At 68.0% G+C, this 25,107-nt stretch carries 24 protein-coding genes; 15 read left to right on the forward strand and 9 right to left on the reverse strand.

Going from position 1 to position 25,107, the window contains the following annotated elements:
• Nucleotides 1–5 precede the first annotated feature (5 nt).
• The gene (locus tag U1703_RS13965) at nucleotides 6–1,211 is read right to left on the reverse strand and encodes a phospholipase D-like domain-containing protein (RefSeq protein WP_332786158.1); all 1,206 of its coding nucleotides are present in this window, start codon (nucleotides 1,209–1,211) and stop codon (nucleotides 6–8) included.
• A 129-nt stretch (nucleotides 1,212–1,340) separates the two neighbouring features.
• Here U1703_RS13965 and rpoZ point away from each other — a divergent pair, with 129 nt between their 5' ends.
• Nucleotides 1,341–1,685: a DNA-directed RNA polymerase subunit omega gene (gene rpoZ / locus U1703_RS13970; protein WP_320452883.1), complete on the forward strand. Its 345-nt coding sequence runs from the start codon at nucleotides 1,341–1,343 to the stop codon at nucleotides 1,683–1,685.
• A gap of 80 nt (nucleotides 1,686–1,765) precedes the next feature.
• Here rpoZ and U1703_RS13975 read toward each other — a convergent pair whose 3' ends face one another.
• A complete protein-coding gene (locus U1703_RS13975) occupies nucleotides 1,766–2,080 on the reverse strand; it encodes a hypothetical protein (protein WP_332786159.1) in 315 nt (104 codons plus the stop codon).
• A gap of 317 nt (nucleotides 2,081–2,397) precedes the next feature.
• Between U1703_RS13975 and U1703_RS13980 the strand changes: the two genes are divergently transcribed.
• Nucleotides 2,398–2,883: a hypothetical protein gene (locus tag U1703_RS13980; protein ID WP_332786160.1), complete on the forward strand. Its 486-nt coding sequence runs from the start codon at nucleotides 2,398–2,400 to the stop codon at nucleotides 2,881–2,883.
• A 132-nt stretch (nucleotides 2,884–3,015) separates the two neighbouring features.
• Here the strand turns inward: U1703_RS13980 and U1703_RS13985 are convergent, their stop codons facing one another.
• A complete protein-coding gene (locus tag U1703_RS13985; RefSeq protein ID WP_332786161.1) occupies nucleotides 3,016–4,413 on the reverse strand; it encodes a M20/M25/M40 family metallo-hydrolase in 1,398 nt (465 codons plus the stop codon).
• A gap of 236 nt (nucleotides 4,414–4,649) precedes the next feature.
• On the opposite strand from U1703_RS13985, the gene U1703_RS13990 reads away from it, so the two are divergent.
• Both U1703_RS13990 and argB read left to right on the forward strand, forming a co-directional pair.
• Nucleotides 4,650–5,303 carry a queuosine precursor transporter gene (locus U1703_RS13990; RefSeq protein WP_332786162.1) on the forward strand — a complete coding sequence of 218 codons (654 nt, stop codon included), beginning with the start codon at nucleotides 4,650–4,652 and terminating at the stop codon, nucleotides 5,301–5,303.
• A gap of 49 nt (nucleotides 5,304–5,352) precedes the next feature.
• Entirely contained in the window at nucleotides 5,353–6,252 is a 900-nt protein-coding gene (gene argB, locus U1703_RS13995) for an acetylglutamate kinase (protein WP_332786163.1), read from the forward strand.
• Nucleotides 6,253–6,527: 275 nt separating this feature from the next.
• Here argB and U1703_RS14000 read toward each other — a convergent pair whose 3' ends face one another.
• Nucleotides 6,528–6,689, reverse strand: a complete 162-nt coding sequence (locus tag U1703_RS14000; RefSeq protein WP_267435977.1) for a DUF1674 domain-containing protein — start codon at nucleotides 6,687–6,689, stop codon at nucleotides 6,528–6,530.
• A gap of 66 nt (nucleotides 6,690–6,755) precedes the next feature.
• Between U1703_RS14000 and U1703_RS14005 the strand changes: the two genes are divergently transcribed.
• Genes U1703_RS14005 through U1703_RS14015 form a run of 3 tightly spaced genes read left to right on the forward strand, consistent with a single transcriptional unit; the run spans nucleotide 6,756 to nucleotide 10,537 of the window.
• Entirely contained in the window at nucleotides 6,756–8,099 is a 1,344-nt protein-coding gene (locus U1703_RS14005) for an RsmB/NOP family class I SAM-dependent RNA methyltransferase (protein WP_443025814.1), read from the forward strand.
• Nucleotides 8,100–8,132: 33 nt separating this feature from the next.
• On the forward strand, nucleotides 8,133–8,789 hold the full coding sequence (rpe, locus tag U1703_RS14010; protein ID WP_332786164.1) for a ribulose-phosphate 3-epimerase: 657 nt from the start codon (nucleotides 8,133–8,135) through the stop codon (nucleotides 8,787–8,789).
• A 17-nt stretch (nucleotides 8,790–8,806) separates the two neighbouring features.
• Complete coding sequence (locus U1703_RS14015; protein ID WP_332786165.1) at nucleotides 8,807–10,537, forward strand: heparinase II/III family protein; 1,731 nt, start codon at nucleotides 8,807–8,809, stop codon at nucleotides 10,535–10,537.
• Nucleotides 10,538–10,582: 45 nt separating this feature from the next.
• Here the strand turns inward: U1703_RS14015 and U1703_RS14020 are convergent, their stop codons facing one another.
• Nucleotides 10,583–12,352: an AcrB/AcrD/AcrF family protein gene (locus tag U1703_RS14020; protein ID WP_332786166.1), complete on the reverse strand. Its 1,770-nt coding sequence runs from the start codon at nucleotides 12,350–12,352 to the stop codon at nucleotides 10,583–10,585.
• A 126-nt stretch (nucleotides 12,353–12,478) separates the two neighbouring features.
• Here U1703_RS14020 and U1703_RS14025 point away from each other — a divergent pair, with 126 nt between their 5' ends.
• The 5 genes from U1703_RS14025 (at nucleotide 12,479) to U1703_RS14045 (ending at nucleotide 16,810) form a co-directional block, all read left to right on the forward strand.
• Nucleotides 12,479–12,862: a GtrA family protein gene (locus tag U1703_RS14025; protein ID WP_332786167.1), complete on the forward strand. Its 384-nt coding sequence runs from the start codon at nucleotides 12,479–12,481 to the stop codon at nucleotides 12,860–12,862.
• A gap of 4 nt (nucleotides 12,863–12,866) precedes the next feature.
• Nucleotides 12,867–13,595 carry a class I SAM-dependent methyltransferase gene (locus U1703_RS14030; protein WP_320452894.1) on the forward strand — a complete coding sequence of 243 codons (729 nt, stop codon included), beginning with the start codon at nucleotides 12,867–12,869 and terminating at the stop codon, nucleotides 13,593–13,595.
• A 217-nt stretch (nucleotides 13,596–13,812) separates the two neighbouring features.
• Complete coding sequence (locus tag U1703_RS14035) at nucleotides 13,813–14,922, forward strand: 8-amino-7-oxononanoate synthase (protein ID WP_332786168.1); 1,110 nt, start codon at nucleotides 13,813–13,815, stop codon at nucleotides 14,920–14,922.
• Complete coding sequence (gene bioD, locus U1703_RS14040) at nucleotides 14,919–15,539, forward strand: dethiobiotin synthase (protein WP_332786169.1); 621 nt, start codon at nucleotides 14,919–14,921, stop codon at nucleotides 15,537–15,539. Before U1703_RS14035 ends, bioD begins: the two co-directional genes overlap by 4 nt.
• Nucleotides 15,536–16,810: an adenosylmethionine--8-amino-7-oxononanoate transaminase gene (locus U1703_RS14045; RefSeq protein WP_332786170.1), complete on the forward strand. Its 1,275-nt coding sequence runs from the start codon at nucleotides 15,536–15,538 to the stop codon at nucleotides 16,808–16,810. The genes bioD and U1703_RS14045 overlap by 4 nt, the downstream gene beginning before the upstream one ends.
• A gap of 159 nt (nucleotides 16,811–16,969) precedes the next feature.
• On the opposite strand, the gene mgtE is transcribed toward U1703_RS14045, so the two are convergent.
• Nucleotides 16,970–18,397, reverse strand: coding sequence for a magnesium transporter (gene mgtE / locus U1703_RS14050; protein ID WP_414712060.1), 1,428 nt, complete (start codon nucleotides 18,395–18,397; stop codon nucleotides 16,970–16,972).
• Nucleotides 18,398–18,529: 132 nt separating this feature from the next.
• Here mgtE and U1703_RS14055 point away from each other — a divergent pair, with 132 nt between their 5' ends.
• A complete protein-coding gene (locus tag U1703_RS14055) occupies nucleotides 18,530–18,985 on the forward strand; it encodes a peptidylprolyl isomerase (RefSeq protein ID WP_320452899.1) in 456 nt (151 codons plus the stop codon).
• 211 nt (nucleotides 18,986–19,196) lie between these two features.
• On the opposite strand, the gene U1703_RS14060 is transcribed toward U1703_RS14055, so the two are convergent.
• Complete coding sequence (locus U1703_RS14060) at nucleotides 19,197–19,979, reverse strand: crotonase/enoyl-CoA hydratase family protein (protein ID WP_332786171.1); 783 nt, start codon at nucleotides 19,977–19,979, stop codon at nucleotides 19,197–19,199.
• Between the two features lie 48 nt (nucleotides 19,980–20,027).
• On the opposite strand from U1703_RS14060, the gene U1703_RS14065 reads away from it, so the two are divergent.
• Nucleotides 20,028–20,450, forward strand: a complete 423-nt coding sequence (locus tag U1703_RS14065; protein ID WP_332786172.1) for a PaaI family thioesterase — start codon at nucleotides 20,028–20,030, stop codon at nucleotides 20,448–20,450.
• Entirely contained in the window at nucleotides 20,447–20,860 is a 414-nt protein-coding gene (locus U1703_RS14070; RefSeq protein ID WP_332786173.1) for a PaaI family thioesterase, read from the forward strand. The genes U1703_RS14065 and U1703_RS14070 overlap by 4 nt, the downstream gene beginning before the upstream one ends.
• On the opposite strand, the gene U1703_RS14075 is transcribed toward U1703_RS14070, so the two are convergent.
• Together U1703_RS14075 and U1703_RS14080 are read right to left on the reverse strand one after the other, a co-directional pair.
• Nucleotides 20,839–21,597, reverse strand: coding sequence for an SGNH/GDSL hydrolase family protein (locus U1703_RS14075; RefSeq protein WP_332786179.1), 759 nt, complete (start codon nucleotides 21,595–21,597; stop codon nucleotides 20,839–20,841). The genes U1703_RS14070 and U1703_RS14075 overlap by 22 nt on opposite strands.
• A 5-nt stretch (nucleotides 21,598–21,602) precedes the next feature.
• Nucleotides 21,603–25,052, reverse strand: a complete 3,450-nt coding sequence (locus U1703_RS14080; protein ID WP_332786174.1) for a glycosyl hydrolase 2 galactose-binding domain-containing protein — start codon at nucleotides 25,050–25,052, stop codon at nucleotides 21,603–21,605.
• Between the last annotated feature and the right edge of the window lie 55 nt (nucleotides 25,053–25,107).

Raw genomic sequence — 25,107 nt, forward strand, 5'->3', positions numbered from 1 at the left:
GAGGATCAATCGCCGTCGGGCGATTCGATCCCGAAATTCAAACCGCGCGATACCGACGGGTCGATCACCGCGATCAGCAGATAGGCGGTAAACTGGCGCAGTCGCTGGAACCAGCCGGTGTTGCGCTTGTACCAGTCCGGGGTGATCGCCTCCGACCGGGCGACCTCGCCATCGATATAGGCGCGGACGTGTCTCGCAAAGGCCGCGTCCTCCACCCTGAGCATCAGTTCCAGGTTCACGAACAGGCTGCGCATGTCGAAATTGGCCGAGCCGACATGCACGGCATCGTCGATGACATAGAGTTTGGTGTGCAGCTTGGTGAGCTGATATTCGAAGATCTGTACGCCCTTCCGCAGCAGGCCCGCATAGGTGAAGCGCGCCGCCGCGATGGTCGCCTGATTGTCCGACTTGCCCGCCGTCACGACCCGCACCTCGGCATCGCGGCGCCCGGCGCGGTCCAGCCGCCGGAGCATCGTCGGGCTGGGGGTGAAATAGGCGGCGATCACGTCGATGCGCTTGCCCCGCCGCATATCGTCGCGCACCGTCCGCGCCCAGGGCGACAGCCGCCGGGTCGGCCCGCCGATCAGCCAGCGAAGCCGCCCCTTCGACTCGCTCCAACGCGCCAGCGTCTTGTTCAGGTCGCGCAGCCGCCCCTTGGGATTTTCCGTCCAGGCGAACAGTGCATCGAAATACCCCGCCATCCGCGCCGCCGCCGGCCCCTCGACCAGCAGGCCCAGGTCGCGCCAGCTCTGGTCGGCGGGCGTGCCGAAATAATCGTCCTCGATATTGAAGCCGCCGATGATGATCCGTGGATCGGGTCCTTCGGCATCGGCCAGCGCCAGCTTCTGGTGATTGCGCAGCAGATAGCGGCGGCCGAAGCGCGGCTCGAACCGCGACAGCCGTGCACCGGCATCGACCAGTGGCTGGAAGAACGCCGCGTCCGCACCCGCGCCGAAGCCGTCGACGACGACCGATACCGCCACCCCCCGTCGCGTGGCGGCGATCATCGCATCGCGCACCCGTCGCCCCGTCGCGTCATCGGCATAGATATAATAGAGGATGCGCAAGCTCGTCCGCGCCCCCTCGATCAGGTGCATCACCGCATCCAGACGGCGCGGCCCGGTATCGAGCAGGGTCAGGGCCTGTCCGTCGACGTCGAAACGCGGCTGTTCGGACGGCGGAGCAAGCGACAGGGACGTGGCGACTGACAAGATATCCTCCGGGTCGCTATAACGATCCAGGCGACATGCGCGTTGCAAGGGCCAAGGCTTTTGACTTGCCCCCCCTTTGCTGTTAGGGGGCCCTCTTTCATCCCAGCATTATTTGCGAAGGACACACGCATGGCGCGCGTCACCGTCGAGGATTGCGTCGACAAGATTCCCAACCGGTTCGATCTGGTGCTGTTCGCGGCGCAGCGGGCTCGTCAGATTTCGGGCGGGGCCGACCTGACCGTCGACCGCGATCGCGACAAGAACCCGGTCGTCGCCCTGCGCGAGATCGCCGAGGAAACCGTCCGTCCGACCCATCTGGAAGAGTCGGTGGTCAGCAGCCTCCAGCGCGTCCAGATCGACGACGAGGACGAGGCGGACGACGTCGGCAGCCTGCAGGCATCGGCCGAGGCGCTGCGCCTGACCGCCGCCGCACCGCCGCGCAACCAGAATCTAGGTGCCGACTACGACGGCTGATCGCCGTCCGTCACCCTGATGAAAAAGGGCCGGTGCGAACCCTCGCACCGGCCCTTTTCACGTCTGGCGAATTGCGGCCCTTAATAGCCGTCCCAGTAATCCCGCCGCGCGGCATGTTCTTCGTGCCGGGCGAAATGCGCGTCGCGGCGTGCCTCATGTCGACGGACGGCGGCCGCATGGGCATAGGCGTCGGCCGCGCGGTAATCGCCATAGTAGGCCGCGGTGTCCGCCGCCCGCTGGTCGCGGCCCGCCTGATAGGCCCGGACCTCCGCGCCGCGTGCGGCCTGATGCGCGCGATATTCGTCATAACGCCAGTCCTGCGCGCTGGCGGCGGTCGCACCCAGCATGGCGCTACCGGCCAGCGCGACCAGCAATCCCGTCCTGAGCAGTGTCATCGCAACATCCTCGAAACGATAGGCTCCCGTACGCTGCGGACCATGTGCGACTTATCCTGAACGGACCGTGGCGCCGGCGTTCAGCGAATTGGCAGCTTGGCTGCGAGCCGGTCGGGCAGAACGTCGGATCGCCAGCATCGGCCTCGACCGAACTCCTACGTTGCGGCGCTTTCACAATGACCTGGTCGTCGTTGCGACCCCGTCGGGTGCGCAAGAAGCGCTTCTATCCGGCATGGCGCCCCGCCACCGACCCATACTGTATTGACTCAATAATACACCGCGCTCATGGTCCTTCACAATCGACGGAGAGGATATGCATGCCCAGCGATATCGACAGGCCCGGCGATCGACCCGGGCTCGACCAGGCCCTGCGCGGGCGGCGGCGCGCGCGGCGCGTGCTGGACCTGCTCGAGGGGTGGGCGATGGTCGGCGTCATGGCGTCGGCCCTGTCCGCCGATCGCCAGCGCGAATTGATCGGGCGATTGCGCCAGTCGCCCCTGCAGCGCACGCCGGATCGGTCCGTGTCGTCACCGGATGCCGTGTCCGATGCCTTGGCCGATTTCGCCGCAGGCCGCGACATGGTGGTCCTGGTCGGATGGCATGTCGATGAGGAGCCCGCGCTGCTGCTGTCGTTCCGGGCGCTTATCCGGGCGCTGCCGTATCTGCGCACGGTCTACCCGGACGGCTTCGTGCTGCTCGACCAGTCGCTCTGCGCGGCATTGCTCGTCGATGTCGATGCCGACGATCCCGCGCGCGTCCGGATCGACCGGCTGACGTTGAAGGCGGAGGGTCGGCAGGACTGACCGCTCATTCGAGGCGACAGGTCGAAGCGGGTTAGTGCAGAGTCTTTGTCCAGCCCATCATCCCGGTCGAGCCGGAGAGCGATATGCTTCGTCATCGCTCTCCGATCCTTGCGATTGCGAGCCCGCAATTCCTCAATAGGCATAGGCCCGGACGAGATCGTACAGATAGTCGCGCCCGTCATAGAGCGACTTGGCCCGGATCCGCTCGTTCAGGCCGTGGATGCCCGACATGTCCTTTTCGATGAATATGCCCGGCGCGCCGTAGACCGGGATGCCGATCGCCTGGAAGAAGATGCCGTCGGTCGCGCCGGTCGACATCATCGGGACCAGCGGCACGCCGGGGAAGTGCTTCGCCGCCAGCGTCTTCATCGGGCCGATGATCTTGGGATCGAGTTTCGGCGGAATGGCAGTCGGGCGGACCGGCTGGTTGGCGGTGACGGTGATCTTGGGGCCCGCCAGTTCCTTCAGCCTGGCGAGCGTGCCCTCGACGGTTTCGCCGGGGAAGATGCGGCAATTGATATTGGCGGTCGCGCGCTGGGGCAGGGCGTTTTCGGCATGACCGGCCTGCAACAAAGTCGCGACGCAGGTGGTGCGCAGCGTCGAGTGCAGCGCCTTGTCCTGGCTGACGATCGCATCCGCCGCCTTGTCGTTCGGATCGGCGAGCAGGCGGGTGATCGCATCGCCCAGCTGGCCGCCGACCTTTTGCGCGGTCGCGGTCATGAAGGCGCGGGTGGTGTCGGTCAGGTGGATGGGAAATTCGTAACCCTGCACCGCCTTCACCGCATCGGCGACCTCGTAGATCGCGTTTTCCGGTGTCGGCTGCGAGCTGTGACCACCCGGATTGGTGGCGAGGAAGGTATAGTTCTGCGCCGCCTTCTCGCCCACTTGCACCGCCAGCAATTCGCGCTTGCCGTCCGAATCAAGCCGCCCGCCGCCGCCTTCGTTCAGGACGAACTCGGCCGCGATCAGGTCGGGCTTGTTCCTGGCCAGCCACTCCGCGCCGTTGAACGCGAAGGTCGTCTCCTCGCCACAGGTCAGCGCCATCTTGATCGTGCGCCTGGGCGGGGTCTTTTTCAGGCGGATCAGCGTATCGGCCCAGACCGCGCTCATCGTCTTGTCGTCGACGGTGCCACGACCATAGAGGAAGCCGTCCTCCTCGATCAGCTTGAACGGATCGCGGGTCCAGTCCTCGCGCTTGGCCTCGACCACGTCGAGATGGCCGAGCAGCAGCATCGGCTTCAGCGCCTTGTCGGTGCCGGGCAGGATCGCGACGATGCCGCCGTCCTTGGGATGCTCGGGCACCGAGAACAGGGTGATATCGGCGTCCTGATAGCCCGCCGCCTTCAGCCGGTCGGCGATCTGTGCCGACGCCTGGGTGCAGCTGCCCACCGACAGGCTGGTATTGGTTTCGACCAGTTGCTTGTAGAGGTCGAAGAATGCCTTCTGGTCGGGCCTCCCTTGCGCCGCCGCGATACCGGGCATCAGCGCCAGCGTCGCCGCCACCCCGCCGAGCCATTTTGCCAACCGCATGTGATCCCCCTCTTTTCCATGTCGGCGGGGAATAGAGCGGTTCGTGCGACCGGGTGCAAGCGTTCCTCCCCTGCAAGGGGAGGGGGACCATGTGCAGCATGGTGGAGGGGGCGTGCCATGAATGACATCCTTTGTGGAGAACCCCCTCCACCACCGCTTCGCGGCGGTCCCCCTCTCCGTACCGGGGAGGATCGCAAGTCCTTTGCCCCGGCCCGATTTCGCGCTAGCAGTCGCCGATGGACCAGCCTGACATTTCCACTCGCCCCCGCCTGATCTCGCCTTCGCTGTTCGCGCTGTCGATCTTCTATGGCGGCATGGTGTGTATCGCGGGCGTGCTGGGCAACAAGCAGGTGGCGCTCGGCCCGCTGGCGGTGGAGGCGGGGATCTTTGCCTTCCTGCTGCTGGTCGTCACGTCGAGCGCGGTGGCCGAGCTTCACGGTCCGGCCACTGCCGGGCGGCTGGTGCGGGTGGGCTTCGTGCCGCTGCTCGTGTCGCTGGCGCTGTCCTGGGTGGTGTTCGTGCTGCCGGCATCGCCCGACATGATCCCGGCCAATCGCGACGCGATCCAGCTCGTGCTGGGGTCTACCTGGCGGATTTGGCTGGGCGGGATCGTCGCCTATGGCGTGTCGCAGACGCTGAACGTCACCATCTTTGCAGCGCTCAAGGGGCGGGAGGGCAGCAAGCTCCTCTGGCTGCGCGCGGCGATCGCCAGCATGCTCAGCCAGGTGGTCGATACGCTGTTGTTCGTCACCATCGCCTTTTACGGCGCCTTCCCGATCGGCCAGCTCCTGGTCGGACAGATGATCGCCAAGGTCACGCTGTCGGCGGTGCTGGTGCCGCCGCTGATCTATGTCTTCGTCGCGATCGGGCGTCGGCTGGACCGGGCCTGATCCATATTGCCGGTTTTCCCCGCCGCGCGCGCGCGATAAAGGGCCGCTCATGACCAACCACGATCCCGACGCCGCCCTGCTCGCCAAGGCCGAGACGCTGACCGAGGCGCTGCCCTATCTGCAGCGTTATGCGGGCAAGACCTTCGTGGTGAAATATGGCGGCCACGCCATGGGCGACCCCGAGCGGCAGCGTGATTTCGCCGAGGATATGGTGCTGCTGAAGGCGGTCGGCATCAACCCGGTGGTGGTGCATGGCGGCGGTCCGCAGATCGGCGCGATGCTCAAGCGGCTGGGCGTCGAGTCGCAGTTCGTCAACGGCCTGCGCGTCACTGACCGCGAAACCGCGCAGATCGCCGAAATGGTGCTGGCGGGTTCGATCAACAAGGAAATCGTCAGCTGGATCTCCGCCGCCGGCGGCCGCGCGGTCGGCATCTCGGGCAAGGATGCGGGCCTCGTCATCGCCGAGAAGATCCAGGGCCGCGAGGCCGATCCGCTTCAGGGCATCGAACGCCATGTCGATCTGGGCTTCGTCGGCGAGCCGGTGTCGGTCGACCCGCGCCTGATCGAGAGCCTGTGCGCCGACGGCATCATCCCGGTCATCGCGCCGGTCGCGATCGGGCTGGACGGCCATACCTACAACATCAACGCCGACACCATGGCGGGCGCGATCGCCGCGCGGCTGGGCGCGTCGCGCTTCTTCCTGCTGACCGACGTCGCGGGCGTGCTCGACAAGCAGGGCGAGCTGATGACCGACCTGAACCCGGCCAGGATCGCCGAACTGCGTGTCGATGGCACGATTTCGGGGGGGATGATCCCCAAGCTGGAAACCTGCGTCAACGCGGTCGAGGCGGGCGTGGATGCGGCAGTGATCCTGGACGGCCGGGTGCCGCACGGGATGCTGCTGGAGATCTTCACCAAGCAGGGTGCGGGGACGTTAGTGCGTCGGTGATGGGGTGAGGTCGTGGGCGTAGCCTTCGACTTCGCTCAGGCCGAACGGGGTTGGGGTAGTAGAACCCGGCCTCTGGCCGCTCCCCTCCCGTAAACGGGAGGGGATGGGGGAGGGCAGGCCCCAAGCAATGCGCTCTGCGAGGCTCCTTACCCTCCCCAAACCCAGTTTCAGGTAAACGATGCCCCGCATCGTTTAAGTCATGCCGGGGGCATGACCGACCTGAAACTCGCCTGCGGGAGGGGCTTCAGAAGAAGAAGGCGGGAGGGTCTCGACCCTCAAAAATCGACCGCGACGCCCTTCAACTCCCAATCGCCATATCGCACCGGATTCTTGCCCAACGGATCGTCTTGCGGCTCCGGCTTGGCCTCCGGTTCCGGCACCGGCGGGTTTTGCGACAGGTAGGCGGGCGGCTTCACATGGTCGGGGCGCTGGCCCATGGGCGGTCCTTTCGACTAAGGGGCAATGATTGCAGCCCATGTCGGGGCTGACAGGAGTTTTGCCAAGTGACACGTCCTCCCCAATCGCCGACCCGTGGCCGTTCCGATCGTCGCGGGCCCCCGAAGGGCGAGGACCGGCGCGGGCGGCAGCAGCGCCCGACCGACCCGCTGGGCACCGCCGCCCGCCGCGCCGCCATCCGCCTGCTCGACGCGGTGCTGCGTCGGGGCGAGCCGCTGGAGGCCGCGCTCGCTTCGGCGACGCGCGCGCTGGCGGGCGGGCCGGACCGGGGTCTGGCCCATGCCATCGCGGCGGAGACGTTGCGCCGCCTGCCCGATCTCGACGCGCTGATCGACTCGGCGACCAAGCAGCGGCTGCCCGACGATGCCAAGGCGCGCTTTGCGCTGCGCATCGCGCTCGTCCAGGTGCTGGCGCTCGGCACGCCGCCGCATGCCGCGATCTCGACCGTGCTGCCGCTGGTCGATGGCGGCCCGCGCAAGCTGGTCCACGGCGTGTTCAGCACTATCACCAAGAGCGGTGTGCTGCTGCCCGAAATCCCCGCTCTCCCCGAGGCGACCGAAGCACGCTGGGAAGAGAATTGGGGGGAGGACATGGTCGAGGCCGCCGCCCACGCCATCGCCGCCCCGCCGCCGCTCGACCTGACGCTGGCCGATCCGGCGGCGACCGAGGAATGGGCGGAAAAGCTGGGCGGGGTCAGCCTGCTGCCCGGCCATGTCCGCCTGCCCTCTGGCCATTCGGTCATGGAGCTGCAGGGCTTCGACGAAGGCGCCTGGTGGGTGCAGGACCTGGCCGCCTCGATCCCCGCGCGCCTGTTGGGCGAGGGCAGAGGCAAGGTGCTCGACCTGTGCGCCGCGCCGGGGGGCAAGACGCTCCAGCTCGCCGCCGCCGGGTGGGACGTGACCGCGATCGACCAGTCCGAGCAGCGTCTGGGGCGGCTGAACGAGAATCTGGAACGCACGAATCAGACCGCCCAAGTGGTCGTCGCCGATCTGCGCGAATGGGCCCCCAAGGACCAGGTCGACGCGATCCTGGTCGATGCGCCGTGCAGCGCCAGCGGCATCTTCCGCCGCCACCCCGATGTCCTCTACCGCGTCCGCCCCGCGATCATCGCCGAGATGGCGGAGTTGCAGCGGGTGATCCTGGCCCGCGCCGCCGACTGGCTGAAACCCGGCGGCACGATGGTCTATGCCACCTGCTCGCTCGAGCCCGAAGAGGGGGAGGCGCAGATCGCGGCGTTCCTGGAGCAGCGGCCCGATTACGCGCTGTCGCCGATCACCGGCGACTGGCCCGGCATCACCGAACAGGGCACGATCCGCACCCTGCCGACGATGCTCGCGAAAGAAGGGCGGCTCGACGGGTTCTTCATCGCGCGGCTGCAACGCAAAGGCTGACTTGGGCGCGATATGGGGTTAAGGACACACGCCATGCTCCCGGTCCGTATCGCTCCCTCCATCCTGTCCGCCGATTTCGCCAAACTGGGCGAAGAAGTCAGGGCCATCGACGCCGCCGGCGCCGACTGGATCCACATCGATGTGATGGATGGGCATTTCGTGCCCAACATCACCATCGGCCCGGCGGTGGTGAAGGCGCTGCGCCCGCACACGACCAAGCCGTTCGACGTGCATCTGATGATCTCGCCGATCGACGCCTATCTGGACGCCTTCGCCGAGGCGGGGGCGGACACGATCACCGTCCACCCGGAGGCGGGACCGCACATCCACCGCACGATCCAGCATATCAAGGGGCTGGGCAAGCGGGCGGGCGTCGTCCTGAACCCCGCCACGCCGGCCAAGATGCTGGATTACCTGATCGACATGGTCGACCTGGTCCTCGTCATGAGCGTGAACCCCGGTTTCGGCGGACAGAGCTTCATCGAGAGCCAGCTCAAGAAGATCGCCGCGATCCGCAAGATGATCGAGCATTCGGGCCGCGCGATCGACCTCGAGGTCGATGGCGGCGTCGATCCGCATTGGGCCAGACGCTGTATCGAGGCCGGGGCCGACGCGCTGGTCGCGGGCACCGCCGCCTTCCGGGGTGGCCCGGAGCATTACGCCGCGAACATCGCCGCTTTGCGCGGTTGAGCGTAATGCCCGATCGCATGGGGGCCGAAGAGGCCCGGATTGCCGCCGACAGCATCGAAGAGGGCAAACGCCTCGTCCGCGTGCAGAGCGGCGGCCTGTCGCTCGCCGATCGCCTGAGCGAGCATCTCCACCGGCTGACCTGGCGCACGCCGCTCCATTCGCTGCGGTTGAAGGGTCGGCATCCGCTCAAGCTGATGGCGGTGCCCGAGGACCCGGTGCTGGGCGATATCGAGCGCGGCCATGCGCTGCTTGGCGGGGTGCTCGACTGGCGCGGCGAGGAACGCGGGGTCGAATCGATCGATTTCGCCCGGCCCGACTGGTCGACCGGGTTCGCCGACCATCTGCACAGCTTTGCCTGGCTGCGCGACCTGTCGACCGTCGCGACTCGGGCGCAGGGCGCGCCGATCGCCGAATATCTGATGGGCCGCTGGCTCGACGCCTTTGCCGAGACGGTGGATGCCACCGCCTGGCGGCCCGACCTGTGGGGTCGGCGCATCCTGTTCTGGACCGCGCACGCCCCGCTGATCCTGTCGTCGACCGATCTCGTCTATCGCTCGCGCGTGCTCAACACGATGGCGCGCGGGGCACGGCATCTCGATCGCGGTGCGGACAAGGCACCGCCGGGCGTGGCGCGAATCGCCGCCTGGTGCGGGGTGATCGCGGCCGGGCTGCTGCTGGCGGGGGGCGATCCGCGCCAGGCGTTCGGCGAGGCGGGGCTGGCCCGCGCGCTCGACACCGGGCTGTTCGCCGATGGCGGCGTCATCGCGCGCAGTCCGGCGGTGCAGCTGGACGCGGTCATGCTGCTGACCATGATGCGCGAAGTCTATGACGCGCGTGGACTGGCATTCCCCGAAGCCTTCCAGACGCGGTTGCAGCGCATGATTTCGGCACTGCTCGGCGTCATGCATGGCGACCGCGCGCTGTCGAGCTGGCAGGGCTCCGGCCCGGAGACGCCCGAACGCATCGCCGCCGTCATCGAGGCGTCGGGCGTGCGCACCCGGCCGCTGCGCCAGGCGGGCGACTGGGGTTATCAGCGGCTGGCCGCCGCGCAGGCGGTGCTGGTCATGGACGCCGCGCCGCCGCCGATCGCCCGCGCGATCGAGGGCGGCTGCGCCTCCACCCTGGCCTTCGAGTTTTCGGACGGGGCTCAGCGGATTGTCGTGAATTGCGGCGGCGCGCGTGCGACCGTGGCGCAGGTGCCCGCCAGCCTGGCGCACGGCCTGCGCACCACGGCGGCGCATTCCACGCTGACGCTGGGCGATTCGAACTCCACCGCGATCCATGCCGACGGCACGCTGGGGCGCGGCGTCGCGCAGGTCGAGCTCAGCCGCCAGGAATCGGACGCCGCCAGCCGGATCGAGGCGAGCCATGACGGCTATGTCCGCCGCTATGGCTTCACCCATCGCCGCCAGTTGCTGCTGACCGGCGACGGGCGCGAATTGCGCGGCGAGGATGCCTTGCTGCCCGAGGGGCGCAAGCGTCAGGCGGGTAGCACGAACTTCGCCCTGCGCTTCCACCTCGGCGACGGGGTCGAGGCGATGGTGACCGCCGAGAGCGGCCAGGCGATCCTGCGGCTGGAGGACGGCGCGCTGTGGCAGTTCCGCTGTCGCGGCGGCGTGCTGGCGATCGAGGAATCGCTGTGGATCGACGGCACCGGGCGCCCCGTCGCGACCCAGCAGCTGGTCGTGATCGGCGAGACGCCTGCCGGCGGCGCGCATGTCAGCTGGGCGTTCAAGCGGGCGCTTTGACGGCAGGCCCGGCGATCACGCCGGAGCCCGCCGAAAGGGCTCCGCTCAATCGATCCGGTACAATCTGAGCGGCGAACCCTTGGGCAGCGGCAGCGGCGTCAGCCACTTCGGCGTCCAGCCATGCGCCAGCCGGTCGTAGAAGCCCCCCGGCGCGCGCGCGCGGTAATTGGTCGACTCGGCCATGTCGGGGCAGATCAGCAACAGCGTCGCACCATGCCGCTTCATGATGCTGTGCGCCTGCGCCTCGCCGCCCTGGAAGGCGTGCTGCACGTCCAGGATCGCATCGCCGTTGCGGTGATAGGGCCCCGCGATGGCATCGTGATGAGTCGTCACGATCAGGCGCGGTCCCAGGTCGACGAAGGTGAAGACCGTGGCGCGCGGATAGGCATTGACCCGGGTCAGCACCGATGTCCGCACGCACTGGCCGGTCGCGGTGTTGACGCGGTTGGCATAGGCGTTGGACTGGGCGGCGGGCAGATACTTGACCACCCATGTCGCCGTGATCCCGGTCGGGACCAGGATCGCCAGCACGATCGCGGGGACGCGCAGCAGGGGCGAGCGCAGCCGGAGCAGCCAGGGCAGGATCATCCATAGCAGCGCGGCGATGCCGGGCACCGCCAGCATCTGCGCCGCCGGGGCGGCGCGCGCCTGCCACAACAGCATCAGGCAGGCAAAGGTCGTGAACAGCGCCACGGCGGTCCAGCCGATCGTCCGCCGCCGCCATGCCGCCGCGATCGCACCGATCATGCCGATCAGCGGCATCGTCGCCATCGGCAGGGCGACGCGCAGCGGATGCTTGTAGATCGGCTTGGCCTCGCGGACATTGTTCAGCCAGTTGCGCTGCAACTCGGGGCTGACCTGTTCGGGACGGGTCAGGCATTGCGGGAACAGGCTGGCAAAGCCGCCCGCGATCACCGCGCCCGCGCCGACCGCCAGGCCCAGGCGCGCCGCGCGCGACTCCGGGTTGATCCGGGCCATCACGAACAGCAGCGCGCCGGCCACGACCGTCACCGACAGCCAGACCGGGGTCAGCGCGTCGCAGCGCATGGCGTAATTGGCATTGGAGGCAAAGGCGGCGAACCCCGCCGCGCTCCCCCCGCCCAGGGTCAGCGCATAGACCGCCAGCCGCTCGGCCTCGGCCCGGTCCCAGACCCAGCGCAACGTCAGGATCGCGCCCGCCATCGCGGCATAGGGTAGCATTTCCAACCCGATCGCCAGCGACACCGCACTGGCCAGGCCGACCAGTGTGCCGCCGCGCCGTGCCTTCGGATCGCACAAGCCGGCGACGGTGACCGCCAGCATCGCCAGCTGCCACCCGTGATGGTCGATGCGCATTGGCATGTACATCAGCTGGGTCGCGCCCGCACACATCAGCAGGATCATCGCGAGCGGCCAGGCGAGCGGCGCGATCAGCCGCCGCGCGGTCGCCGCGATAGCCAGCATGGTGATCGACAGCGGCAGGATCGGTGCGATCCCGCACGCGAGCCGCTCCGCCCAGGCCGGGGTGGTGAACAGGCGGAAGAACAGGATCAGGCCCGCGATCGGCAGGTCGACGATGCGGCTCCAATGGATGTCGAAGCCGACCGGCGGGTTCATCCGGTACTGGCGCAGATCATACCAGCCTTGGCCCGCCATCCAGGCGCGCACCTGCATCAGGCGCATATTGTCGTCGGTGTCGGACAGCGACCACCAGCGGATCTGACCCCACCGGTCGTAGAGATACCAGGCGGCGATCGCGGCCCACGCCACCAGCACCCAGCGTTGCCAGTTGCGATCGATCTCGCGCTGCAGACGTTCCAAAGACGCTTCCCTCATACCCGCCCGCAGCCTAAGGCGCGGGGACTCGGGGCCCGCTCTATCGCGGGCCGCGCAAAGGGCAAGGTTGGGCGAGGACGCGTGGCAATTCTTCACGATCGGATCGAACGGTGGCGGGACAGCGGGATGCTGGGCCAGCTGATCCGTTTCGGTATCGCGGGCGGATTGTCGACATTGGTCTATTCCGCCGTGTACCTGCCGCTGACCGCGTGGGTCCTGCCGAAGAGGCAGGTGGTGCTGGCGGTGCCGCCGGCCTTCCTGGTCGCGGTGATCTTCGGTTTCTTCCTGCACAGCGCCTGGAGCTTTCGCGGCCACGGCACCCGCGATTCCAGCGGACGGCAGCATTTGAAATTTCTGGTGGTGCAAGGCTTTGGACTTGTGCTGAATGCGCTCTTCACCTGGATCGTCACCGGGCTTTTGCATCAACAACCCTGGGTCGCGCTGATCCCGGTGGTCACGATCACGCCGATCGCGACCTTCGCGCTCAACCGCCAATGGGTCTTCGGATAAGTTCATGGACCGTATCGTTTACGACCGCATGGCCGCGCACGACTCCACCCATTGGTGGTACCGCGCGCGCCGCGACATCCTGGCCGACTATCTGACCCGCTACGGAAAGCTGCCCGGAAACGCCCGCATCCTGGAGATCGGTTGCGGCACCGGGCACAACCTGCCCATGCTGGCGCAGTTCGGCACGGTCGACGCGATCGAGATCGATCCGGCCGCGAGGCAGATCGCGTCCGAGCGGCTGGGCAAGCCGGTGCAGGCCGCGCCGCTGCCCGAACTGCCGGGGATCGAACGCGGCGCGTACGACCTGATCGCGGTGCTCGACGTGGTCGAGCATATCGAGGACGACGTCGCTGCGCTGGCCGCGATGAAGGCCTGCCTGAAGCCGGGCGGCAAGATCCTGATCGCGGTGCCCGCGCACCAGTGGATGTGGTCGGCGCATGACGTGGTGAACCATCACCATCGCCGCTATTCCAAGGGCACGCTGGTGTCGGCGATCGAGAAGGCGGGGCTGAAACCCCGTAAGCTCAGCTATTTCAACTCGCTGCTCTTCCCCCTGGCCGCCGCCGCGCGCATCGCCGGGCGGCTGACGGGGCGCGACGACAGCGACGATTCGCCGCCGCCCGCGCCGCTCAACAAGGCGTTCGAGGCGATCTTCCGGCTGGAGCGGCATCTGGTCGGCCGCGCGCCGATGACGCCGGGGGTATCGATCGTGACTTTGGCGGAGCCTGTTTGAGTTGGGCGTCGGGGCGTGGCCTTCGACTTCGCTCAGGCTGAACGGCTGTTGGAACATTGGGCTGGATACAAACTCCCGTTCAGCCTGAGCCCTTCGGCTGGCTGGTGAGCCAGCCGCTCAGGATAAACTTCGGCGCGTAGCGCCGAAGTCGAAGGCCGCGGGAATCCCTCACCTTTCCGGGTTCCGCTCTCTTCCTAAGGGCGATACGGAAGCCCCCATGCTGGACTTTCATCGCGCCGATCTGGCCCGACTGGCCGCGCGGGACCGGTTGCGGGGACTGGCTCCGCAACGGGGCAGGGACTTTGCTTCCAATGACTATCTCGGCCTGGCGGGCCATCCCCGCCTCGCCGCCGCCATCACCCACGCGGTGGCGGAAGGCGTGCCCGTCGGATCGGGCGGGTCGCGGCTGTTGCGCGGCAACCATCCCGAGCATGAGGCGCTGGAGGCGGAGGCTGCCGCGTTTTTCGGCGCGGAGGCCAGCCTCTATTTCTCGTCCGGCTATACCGCCAACGCCACGCTGCTGGCGACGCTGCCGCAGCGCGGCGACCTGATCGTCCATGACGCGCTGGTCCATGCCAGCATGCATGAAGGGATGAAGCTGTCGCGCGCCGAAAGCGTCGCGGCGGCGCATAACGATCCGGCCGCCTTTGACGACGCGATCCGGGCCTGGCGTGGGCGGGGCGGCAAGGGCACCGCCTGGATCGCGGTAGAGAGCCTCTATTCGATGGACGGAGACACCGCGCCGCTCGCCGACCTGATAGCGGTGGCCGAATGCCACGACGCGATGCTGATCGTGGACGAGGCGCATGCCACCGGCGTGTTCGGGACGCACGGGCAGGGCCTGGCGACGGCGGGCGAGCGGGTCGTGACCCTCCACACCTGCGGCAAGGCGCTGGGTTGTGAAGGTGCGCTGGTTGTCGGGCCCGCGATCGTGCGCGACTATCTGGTCAATCGCGGGCGGGGCTTCATCTTTTCCACCGCCCCTTCGCCGCTGATGGCGCGCGGCGTGCGCGAGGCCTTGCGTATCCTGGCCGACGAGCCCGAACGGCGCGCCGCGCTCCAGGACCGGATCGCGCTGGCCAGCGAACATCTGGCAAAACATGGCGCGCTGGCACAGGGGACGCCGATCATGCCGCTGATCCTGCACGACAATGGCCGCACCATGCGCGCGGCCGAGGCGCTGCAGGCGCGCGGCTATGACATTCGCGGCATCCGGCCGCCGACCGTGCCGGTGGGCGCGGCGCGGCTGCGGTTGTCGATCACCCTGAATGTCGAGGACGCGGACATCCGCGCGCTCGACGCTGCACTGCATGAGGTTCTGGCATGAGCGCCGTCATCGTCACCGGCACCGATACCGAAATCGGCAAGACCGTCTTTTCCGCCGCGCTGACCGGCGCCCTGGGCGCAAGCTATTGGAAGCCGGTCCAGGCGGGCACCGATGACGAAGGGCATGGCGATGCCGAGACGGTGGCACGGCTCAGCGGGCGTCCGGTCCTGCCATCGGCCTATCGGTTGAAGACCCCATGCTCGCCGCACCGCGCCGCCGAGATCGACGGGGTGACGATCGAGAAGGATCGCCTGGCCCTGCCACAGGTCGACGGGCCGCTGGTTGCCGAGGGGGCGGGGGGCGTGCTGGTGCCGGTGACGCGCCAGTTGCTGTTCGCCGACCTGTTCGCGCATTGGGGGCGCCCGGTGGTGCTGGTCGCCCGGACCGGGCTGGGCACGATCAACCACAGCCTGGCGTCGATCGAGGCGCTGCGGTCGCGCGGCGTGGACGTGCTGGGCGTCGCGTTCGTCGGTGACGCGGTCGAGGATAGCGAGGCGACCATCGCCGCGATCGGTCAGGTGAAACGGCTCGGCCGCCTGCCGCGTCTCGCCGATCTGAATCGGGACACGCTGGGGCAGGCGTTCGCGGCGAATTTCGACGTCGAGGATTTTCGATGACCTCCCCGGTCTGGCACCCCTTTACCCAGCATGGCCTGGGCGAGCCGATCCCGTGCGTCGCCACCGCGAGCGGCGCGGTGCTGACCACGGTTGACGGGCGGCAGGTGATCGACGCCATCTCCAGCTGGTGGGTGACGACGCACGGGCACAACCACCCCCGCATCAGCGCCGCCATCGCCGCCCAGGCGAGCAAGCTCGACCAGATCATCTTTGCGGGGTGGACCCACGAACCCGCCGAGGAGGTCGCCGCCGAGCTGGTGCGGATCACCCCGCCCGAACTGACGCGGGTATTCTTTTCCGATTCCGGGTCGACGGCGGTCGAAGTCGCGCTGAAGATGGCGCTGGGTTATTGGCTGAACCGCGGCGAGCCGCGCCACCGCATCCTGGTCCTCGAACACAGCTATCACGGCGACACGATCGGCGCGATGTCGGTGGGCGCGCGGGGCGTGTACAACCGCGCCTATGCGCCGCTGTTGTTCGATGTCGGCACCATTCCCTTTCCCCATGACGTGCAGGCCACGCTCGACGCGCTGGAGGCGGAATGCCGGGCGGGGGCGGCGGCGTTCATCGTCGAGCCGCTGGTGCTGGGGGCGGGGGGGATGCTACTCTACAGTCCCGAGACGCTGGCGGCGATGCGGTCGATCTGTACGGCGCACGGCGTGCTGTTCATCGCCGACGAGGTGATGACCGGCTGGGGCCGCACCGGCACGCTGTTCGCTTGCGATCAGGCGGGGGTGGTGCCCGACATTCTCTGCCTGTCCAAGGGGCTGACCGGCGGCGCGGTGCCCCTGGCGGTGACGCTGGCGACCGAGGCGATCTTCGAGGCGCACTGGTCGGCGACCGATCGGTCGAAACAATTCTTCCACTCTTCCAGCTACACCGCCAACCCCATTGCCTGCGCAGCGGCGGCGGCCAATCTGGCGATCTTGCGCGACGAGCCGGTGCAGGCGCGGATCGACGCGCTGGCGGCGGCGCAGGCACGGCATCTGGCAGTGGTGTCCGGCGCAGCGGCGGTGCGCAATCCAAGGGTGCTGGGCACGATTGCGGCGTTCGAGCTGGGCGCAGGACAGGACTATCTCTCCGACCTCGCCCCCCGGCTTCTCGCGCATTTCCGAGAGAGCGATCTGCTCGTCCGGCCGATGGGCAACACCATCTACGTGATGCCGCCCTATTCGATCACGCCCGAACAGCTCGGTACAGTGTGGACCGGTATACAGGGTGCGATCGATCGGTTTGGGGGAGCGTCAGGAAGCGACCAATTCCAGAGCTGATTGGCATTCACACTATTCCTCCCCTGTAAGGGGAGGGGGACCATGCGCAGCATGGTGGAGGGGTGTCACCGCTGGCGACGAAAACCCGACATCGCCAGCCGGGACACCCCTCCGTCAGGCCTTCGGCCTGCCACCTCCCCTTACAGGGGAGGAATTGATTTAGCCGGTCAGCCCCGCCGCCGTCGCCAGGCCCAGGAATGCCAGGAAGCCGATCGAATCGGTCGTCATCGTCACGAATACCGAAGACGCGACCGCCGGATCGGCGTCGAACCGGTCGAGCGTCACCGGCACCAGCACGCCCGCCAGCCCCGCGACCAAGATGTTGGTCATCATCGCCGCCGCGATCACCATGCCCAGCGCCGGATTGGCGAAGACCAGGCTGACCCCCACGCCGATCACCGCCGCGACGGTCACGCCGTTCATCATCGCCACGCGGATTTCGCGCATGATCGCGCGGGTCGTGTTGGACTGGGTCAGCTGATTGGTCGCCAGCGCGCGCACCGTCACCGCCAGCGTCTGCGTCCCCGCATTGCCGCCGACGCCCGCCACGATCGGCATCAGCGTGGCGAGCGCCACCATCCGCGCGATCGTCCCCTCGAACGCGGCGATCACCGACGAGGCGACCATCGCGGTGATCAGGTTGGCGAGCAGCCAGCGCACCCGGCTCTTGTAGCTGTCGAAGATCGGCTCGTTGATGTCGCCCTCGCCCGCGCCCGACAGGCGCAGCACGTCCTCGCCCGCCTCCTGCTGGATGATGTGGACGATGTCGTCGACGGTGATCATGCCGACCAGCCGCCCGCTGGCATCGACGACGGCGGCCGAGATCAGCGCGTATTTCTGGAAGCGCAGCGCGACCTCTTCCTGGTCCATGTCGACCGGGATCAGCGTCTGTTCGCGCTTCATCACGTCGCCGATCACGATGCCGCCCGGCGCACGCAGGATCCACGACAGCTGGCAGGTGCCGATCGGCCGATGACCGGGATCGACGACGAAGATTTCCCAAAAGTCGGTCGTCAGTTCCTCGTCGTCGCGCAGGAACTCGATCGTCTCGGCCACCGTCCAGTGTTCGGGCACCGCGATCAGCTCGCGCTGCATCAGGCGGCCGGCGGACTCCTCGGGGAAGGACAGCGCCTCCTCGATCGCGGCGCGGTCGTCCGGGTCGAGCGCGCGCAGCACCGCGCGCTGCTCGTCCTCGTCCATGTCCTCGATGATGGCGACCGCGTCGTCGGTATCGAGCTCGGAGGCGATGTCGGCGACTTCATGCGGTTCGAGCGCCTGGATCAGCTGCTCGCGCACATAGTCGTTCATCTCGGCGAAGACGTCGCCGTTCAGCAGGTCCGCGACCGCGCGCGCTAGGTTGACGCGTGCCTCGTCGCCGACCAACTCGAACAGGTCGGCGATGTCGGCCGGATGCAGTGGCTCGACCAGCGCCCGTGCGCCCTCGTCGTCGCCATCCTCCAGCGCGTCGAGCACGGCGGTGACATATTCGGGCTTCAGCCGGTCGTCTTCGTCCAGCTGGGTCTCGGGCAACTGGGGCTCCTGCGTCAGGGCCTCGGCGTCGCGTTCGGGGAGTTCGGTGTCGCTGATCTCGGCCTCCCTCGATCGATCATGTCAAAATGGGATCATGAACGTGGTGTCATGCCCCTAACTTGCGATGGCGGCATTTGCCAGCGGGCACGGGAATGCCTACCTGCGGGGCATCAACCAAGGAAGACCCTTATGGCCGAGACTTTTTCCAAGCTGACCCTGACGCTCGACAGCGGCGACGTCGTCATCACGCTGCGCCCCGACCTGGCGCCCGAGCATGTCGCACGCATCGGCGGGCTCGCCAACGAAGGTTTCTATGACGGCGTGGTGTTCCACCGCGTGATCCCGGGCTTCATGGCACAGGGCGGCGATCCGACCGGCACCGGCATGTCTGGTTCGGACAAGCCGAATTTGAAGCAGGAATTCAACGCCGAGCCGCACGTGCGCGGCACCTGTTCGATGGCGCGGACCAACGATCCGAACTCGGCCAATTCGCAGTTCTTCATCTGCTTCGACGATGCGCGTTTCCTCGACCGCCAGTACACGGTGTGGGGCCAGGTCGAGAGCGGCATGGAGCATGTCGACGCACTGCCGAAGGGCGAGCCGCCCCGCAGCCCGGGCAAGATTTTGAAGGCGACCGCGGAGTAATTTTTGCGAAAGCCGGGAAAAGGGGAGTCTCGAAAGGGGCTCCCCTTTTTTGTTTGGCCCTGCCGATCGCCCCAGGCACGCCCCTCCCGCAAGCGGGAGGGGATGGGGGAGGGCAAGGCCCCAGGCGATACGCTCTGTGAGACCCCATGCCCTCCCCAACCCCTCCCGCCTGCGGGAGGGGCTATCGCTTGGCGGAAAGGTCAGGCACCCCTCAAGCGTCGCGAAACACCGGCCGCCGCCGCTCCATATTCGCTTGCACCGCCTCGCGGTGGTTCGCCCCCTGCATCAGCGTCACCTGCTCGGCGCTTTCCATCGCCAGCATCGCCTCGGGCGCGCTCCCCATCGCACCGAATAATCGCTTGGCGCTACGCACCGCATCGGGACTCCGCCCGGCGATTGCGCGCGCCAATGCCAAAGCCTCACCACGCGGATCCTCCGCCAACCGGGTGACGAACCCCGCCGCCTGCGCCTCGGCGGCGTCGAACTCGCGTGCGGTGTAGATCCACTCGCGCAACACATCGTCGCGCACGCCATTCCACAAGGCGAAGCCGCCCATGTCGGGCACGATGCCCCAATGCACCTCGCGAATCGCAAAGCGGGTGGCGGGATGCGCCAGCCGGATGTCCGCCCCGCCCATGATCTGCGTCCCCCCGCCGAACACCACGCCGTGGACCGCCGCGATCACCGGCACCGGCAGCGTGCGCCAGCCCCAGGCGACCTGCTGCACGAGGTTGGCCGGGCCATGGCTGCGCGCCGACAGGTCCAGTCCCGCCAGATCGCCCCCCGCCATCGCCGCCATGTCGAGACCGGAGCAGAAGCCGTCCCCTTCGCCCGACAGCACCACCGCGCGCAGATCCGTTCGTGCCGCCAGCGTGGCGATCGCCTCGGCCAGCGCGGCGAACATCGCCCGATCGATCGCGTTCAGCTTTTCCCCGCGCGCCAGGCGGACATCGGCCACGCCGTCCGTCACCGCGATCGTCACCCGGCCGTCCATATCTCTCTCCTTTTGCGCCAATGCCTGGCTGGTGTAGAGCATCGCACCATGGGGTTCGACATGGAACGCTTCGTCGCGATGGGCGGCCTGGGCGGCGGGCACGGCCATCATCTGGGCATCGCGTACCGCGCGCACGGGCCGGACTGGGCGGAGCTGGCGCTGCCCTATGACGCGCGGCTGATCGGCGATCCGACCAGCGGCGTGCTCGCCTCCGGCCCGATCGTCGCGATGATGGACATGGCGACCAGCGTCGCGGTCTGGCTGAAGCGTGGCGTGTTCGCGCCGCATGTGACGCTGGACCTGCGTGTCGATTATCTGCGCCCCGCCGTGCCCGAACGCGCCGTGATCGGGCGCGGGGAATGCTATCGGATCACACCCAGCGTCGCCTTCGTCCGGGGGATCGCGCATGACGGCGACCCCGATGATCCCGTCGCGCATGTCGCGGGCACATTCATGGGGATGAAGCCATGACCATCGCGCGTACCGGCATCGGACTGGCGATGGTGTTGCCCCCCTATGCCGAATGGCTCGGCTGTTCGATCGAATGGGTCGACGGGCTGCCGCAACTGGTCATGCCGTTCGGCGACCATGTGATGGGCTGGCCGGGGCTGCTGCAGGGCGGTGCGATCGCCGGGTTGCAGGAGGTGGCGGGCATCGCCGCGCTCACCCACCGCCTGACGCAGGAGGGGGGCGGGCGGATCAAGCCGGTGACGGTGACGACCGATTACCTGCGCACCGGTCGCGACCACCCGACCCGCGCGGTCGGCACCATCCTGCGCCTGGGCCAGCGGATCGCCAATGTCGAGGCGACCGCATGGCAGGAGGATCGCGAAAAGCCGATCGCGACCGCCCGACTGAACTACCGCATCCTGCGCGGCTGAGGTTTCGCCAGCGCCTGCCGGATCGCGCCGTCCGCGACCGGCGCCATCGCGGCATAGCCCGCCGCGTTCGGATGCACCCCGTCGGTGCCATAAGCGGGGTTCAGCGCATCGCCGACATGCAGGACCGACCAGTAATCGGCATAGGTCGCACCGACACGCGCCGCATAGTCCTTCAACCACATGTTCAGCGCCGCGATACGCGGAGCGGTCGGCAGGCCAGGCTTCCACTCGAAATGATCGGCGGGCGGGATCGACGCCAGGATCACGCGGATGCCATGCGCCTGCGCCAGCTCGACCATCGACATGATGTTGCCCTGCACCTGCGCGTCGGTGGTCGGGCCGGTATTGCCCGCAATGTCGTTGGTGCCCGCCATGATCTGGACGACGGCGGGCTTCAGGTCGATGACGTCCTGGCGAAAGCGAAGCAGCATCTGCGAGGTGGTCTGCCCGCTGATCCCGCGCCCGATCCGGTTGGGCACGAAGAATTGCGGCATCTTGCCGACCCAGCCCTCGGTGATCGAATCGCCCATGAAGACGATGCGCGGCTGCCCCGCCACCGGCGCGCCGAGCCGGGCATTGTCGGCCCGGTAGCGCGCCAGATAGGCGAAGTCGTTGTGCAGCCGCTCTTCCCATTCGCGGGTCCAGCGCTGCGCATCGGTTTCCCTGGCCGGGGCTGCCGTCGTCTGGGCGACGGCGGGGGCGGCGAGGGTCAGGGCGGCCAGCGCGGCCAGCATCATGCGGCTCACGGGCGCAACTCGGCTTGCGTGGCGGTGACGTTCCAGCCGCGAAGGGCCACGGTTGGCTTGTCCGCCTTGGCCGTGGGATAGCGAATTTCGATCACGCGGGTCTCTCCGGGCAGCAGGGTGACGTAATTGTCGCTGAAATAAGCGGGCAGCACCTGGGTGCCGTCGGCGTTCATCACGGTCAGCTTGGTCTCGACCGCCGGGACCGAGCCGCTGTTGGTCAGGGTGATGTTGGCGGTCGTCTCCTCGCCCTGTCCCTGCAAGCTGGTGGTCGCAGTGACGGTCGCCGCGCCCATCGTGGTCAGCGCGCGATAACCCGCATCGTCCGGCGCCTGCCAATAGGCGTTGGTCGACAAGACCTGCCCGCCCGCGTCCATTGCCTCCAGCCGGATGAGTACCGGCCCGCGCTTCATGGCGGATGCGAGGTCGAGGGTCAGGACCGGCGTCACGCCCTCGGCATTGGCGGCGACCTTGGCCTCCTGCTCGCCCTCGCTGCGGCCATCGAGCCCGACGATCTTCGCGCGCACCTGCACGCCCTTCAGCGCGTCGCGGGTGTTGTTGACCAGCACGACCCGGTTGTCGGGCAGGTTCATCTGGACATGGACCGGCTCGGACGCCTTCTTCACGCCGTAGAAGGCGGCATGGGTGTCATAGTCGGACGAGAAGATCTGCCACGCCGAGGACGGCCAGGCGGGCTGCGTCATCCACAGCATACGGCCGGAGTTTTCCGTCCACAGGCCCGCATTCATCCCCTCGAAGATGGCGCGATAGGATTCATACTCCATCATCTGCGCCTTGCGCTCGAAATCCTCGAGGCCCGTCGCGGGGCCGAAGCGGCGTTCGAGCGCATCGGTGAAGCTCTTGACCGCGCCGTTCCCGGTCTGGTGCCAGTCGTGATAGGCCCAGACATCGCCGATCGGCCAGCGATCCGCCTCGGCCGGGATGGCGCGCTTCCACGCCTCCAGCGTGGGTAGCGAGGGCGTGCCGACCTCGACGGAAAAGCCCTTGGCCAAGGTGGTGAAATATTCGACCGGCGGCCGCCAGTTATAGGGCCCCGACCCTTGCAGGTTCACCGCATTGGATGAGGGCATATAGAGCCGCGTCCCGTCCTCGGCGCGCAGCAGCGTGTCCAGGCCGGCGTTCAGGATCGGTTGCGGCACGCCCTCGTTCCGGCCGAACCAGGCGACGATCGAGGGATGGTTGCGATAACGGCGCACGACGTCGGTCGCATTGGCCAGGAACAGCTGCGGGTCCTGGGCCTCCATATTATAGTCCTGGGTCGACTCCCAGAAGTCGGACAGGACCATCAGGCCATATTCGTCGGCCAGATCGAAGAAGCTGTCCTCGGTATTCTGGCCCACCCAGTTGCGGATGATGTTGAGATGTGCGTCGCGGTGGAGGCGGAAGAACGGCTCCAGGCGCGTACGGTCGACGCGCTTCATGAAGTCGTCCATGCCGATATTGCCGCCGCGTGCCGCGATACGCACGCCGTTGACGCGCAGGACCAGATAGGGGGCCAGGCGCGGATCGTCGGCGACCTTGGCGACCGCCGCCGACTGGTCGCCGCCCGGCATGAAGCTCATCGCCCAGCCATTGGCGGTCTTGCGGATGCCCGCATGGCTGGTGTCGACCACCCGCTGGCCGCCGCGCACGCGGTTGAGGTCCAGCGTCACCCGCTCCAGATCGCCGTCCCCGTCGAACAGCGACAGGTCGTAGGTCACTTGCCGCATGCCGAAGCGCAAGGCCTTCGAATCGGACAGCGCGCCGTCGACCGCCGCCGTCAGGGCCAGGTCGTGCAGCGCCGGGTCGCCATAGCCGTTGGGCCACCACAAGCGCGGATTCTTGACCGACAGCTGCGGGAACTCGGCGGGCGACAGGACGGCACGAACCGTCTGGCCCGGCGCGACCGTTACCGGCTTTTCGACCACGACATCGTCGAACACCGCGCGGACGGTCGTCGTCACCGGCGCCTGGCCGTTATTGGTGACGGGCACCGCGATCTCGACATCGGCGACCGAATTGTCGGGCTTGGGCAGGGTGGTGACGACCTGCGGGTCGCCGATCACCGCCGGGCCGGTCGCGGCCAGCGTCACGCCCTGCCACAGCCCGGTGTTGCGGTCGCGGACCGACGGTATCCAGTCCCAGCCCTCGGTCGCGACGAAGGTGGGGCCGTCCATCATCTGGACGCCGCCATTCTCGCCGACGCCCGCCGTCATCGACTCCTCGTGCGCGATACCCGGATGCGGCGGCGGCGAGACGCGCACCGCAATCGCATTGCGCCCGGCGGCCAGCGTCACGGGGAAGCGGCCACGGATGAAGGCGCCCTTCATCGTGCCCGCCATCCGGCCGTTGACCCAGACCTCGGCGGAATAATTCACGCCGTTGAAGGTCAGCCACATGGTCCGCCCCGCCGCCTCGGGCGGGGTATCGAATTCGGTGCGATACCAGTAATCCTGCCGCGCCAGCGTCTCGGGGATGGACAGGTTGTTCAGCCCCACCGCCGGATCGGGATAGACGCCGCGATCGACCAGCGTGGTCAGCACCGTGCCCGGCACGGTCGCGGCATACCATTTGCTGGCGTCGAAATTGCCCTGTGACAGGTCCGCGCCGCCGGGGCCGACCTTCGCCGCCTCGATCAGCCGCCAGCCGTTCACCGCCCATTGCCCGGTCGCGGTGGCGACCAGTGCGGGGGTCTTGGGTTCGGGCCTGGCGGTGCCGCTGGTCGGGATCGGGGCCTTGGACTGGGGCAGGGTCCAGGCGTCCTGCGGCACGGTCTGCCCCTGCATCTGCCGGGTCTGATAGGGCCAGCTGGGGCTGCCGGTCTGGAGCGCGAGGCGGGCCGGATCGGGCGCACGGCGCGCGGCGAGGCGGATGGTCAGCGGATCGACCGCCTCGCGCACCATGCGGAAGTCGACGACCTTGCCCGCAAAGACCGGCTGAAATCCGCGCGGCGCCAGCGTCGCGACGCCCATGACCGGTTCCAGCGACAATGCGCGCTGCACCACCTGTCGCCCACCCACGAACAGCCGCACGACCTTGCCGTCATAGCTGGCGGCGATGTGCGTCCACTTGTTGCGGTCGGCATCGCCGCCGCCCTGCACCACGCCCGCCTCGGTGACGAGCGCGGGCTGGCCGTCGACCAGCGCGAGGTAGCGGCGCGGGCCGGAGGCGGGATTGCCGAAGCCGCCGATCAGCATCGTCGTGCCCTTGCCCTGCACGTCCCTGGGCTGGACCCAGGCGGACAGCGTCCAGCTGGTGGCCGCGACCGGGCTGGCGACGATCGCGCGGCGATAGGAATCGCCCCCCTGCGGCATGTCGGCATTGATCGGACCCAGCGGGGTCGCCGGCGGCGTGGCCGCAGGGGCCGTCTGCGCGGAGACGCCCAGGCTCCAGCACAGCGCCGTCATCGATGCCAGAGCCCCCATCGCTCTTGCCGTCGCCACGCTCATGCCCGCTCCCTTTTTAATCGCCGCCGGATAAAGCAAAGGAAATCCCCTAAAGTCA

The organism is Sphingomonas flavida, assembly GCF_036663655.1.
In the GTDB taxonomy this organism is placed as follows: Bacteria; Pseudomonadota; Alphaproteobacteria; order Sphingomonadales; family Sphingomonadaceae; genus Sphingomonas.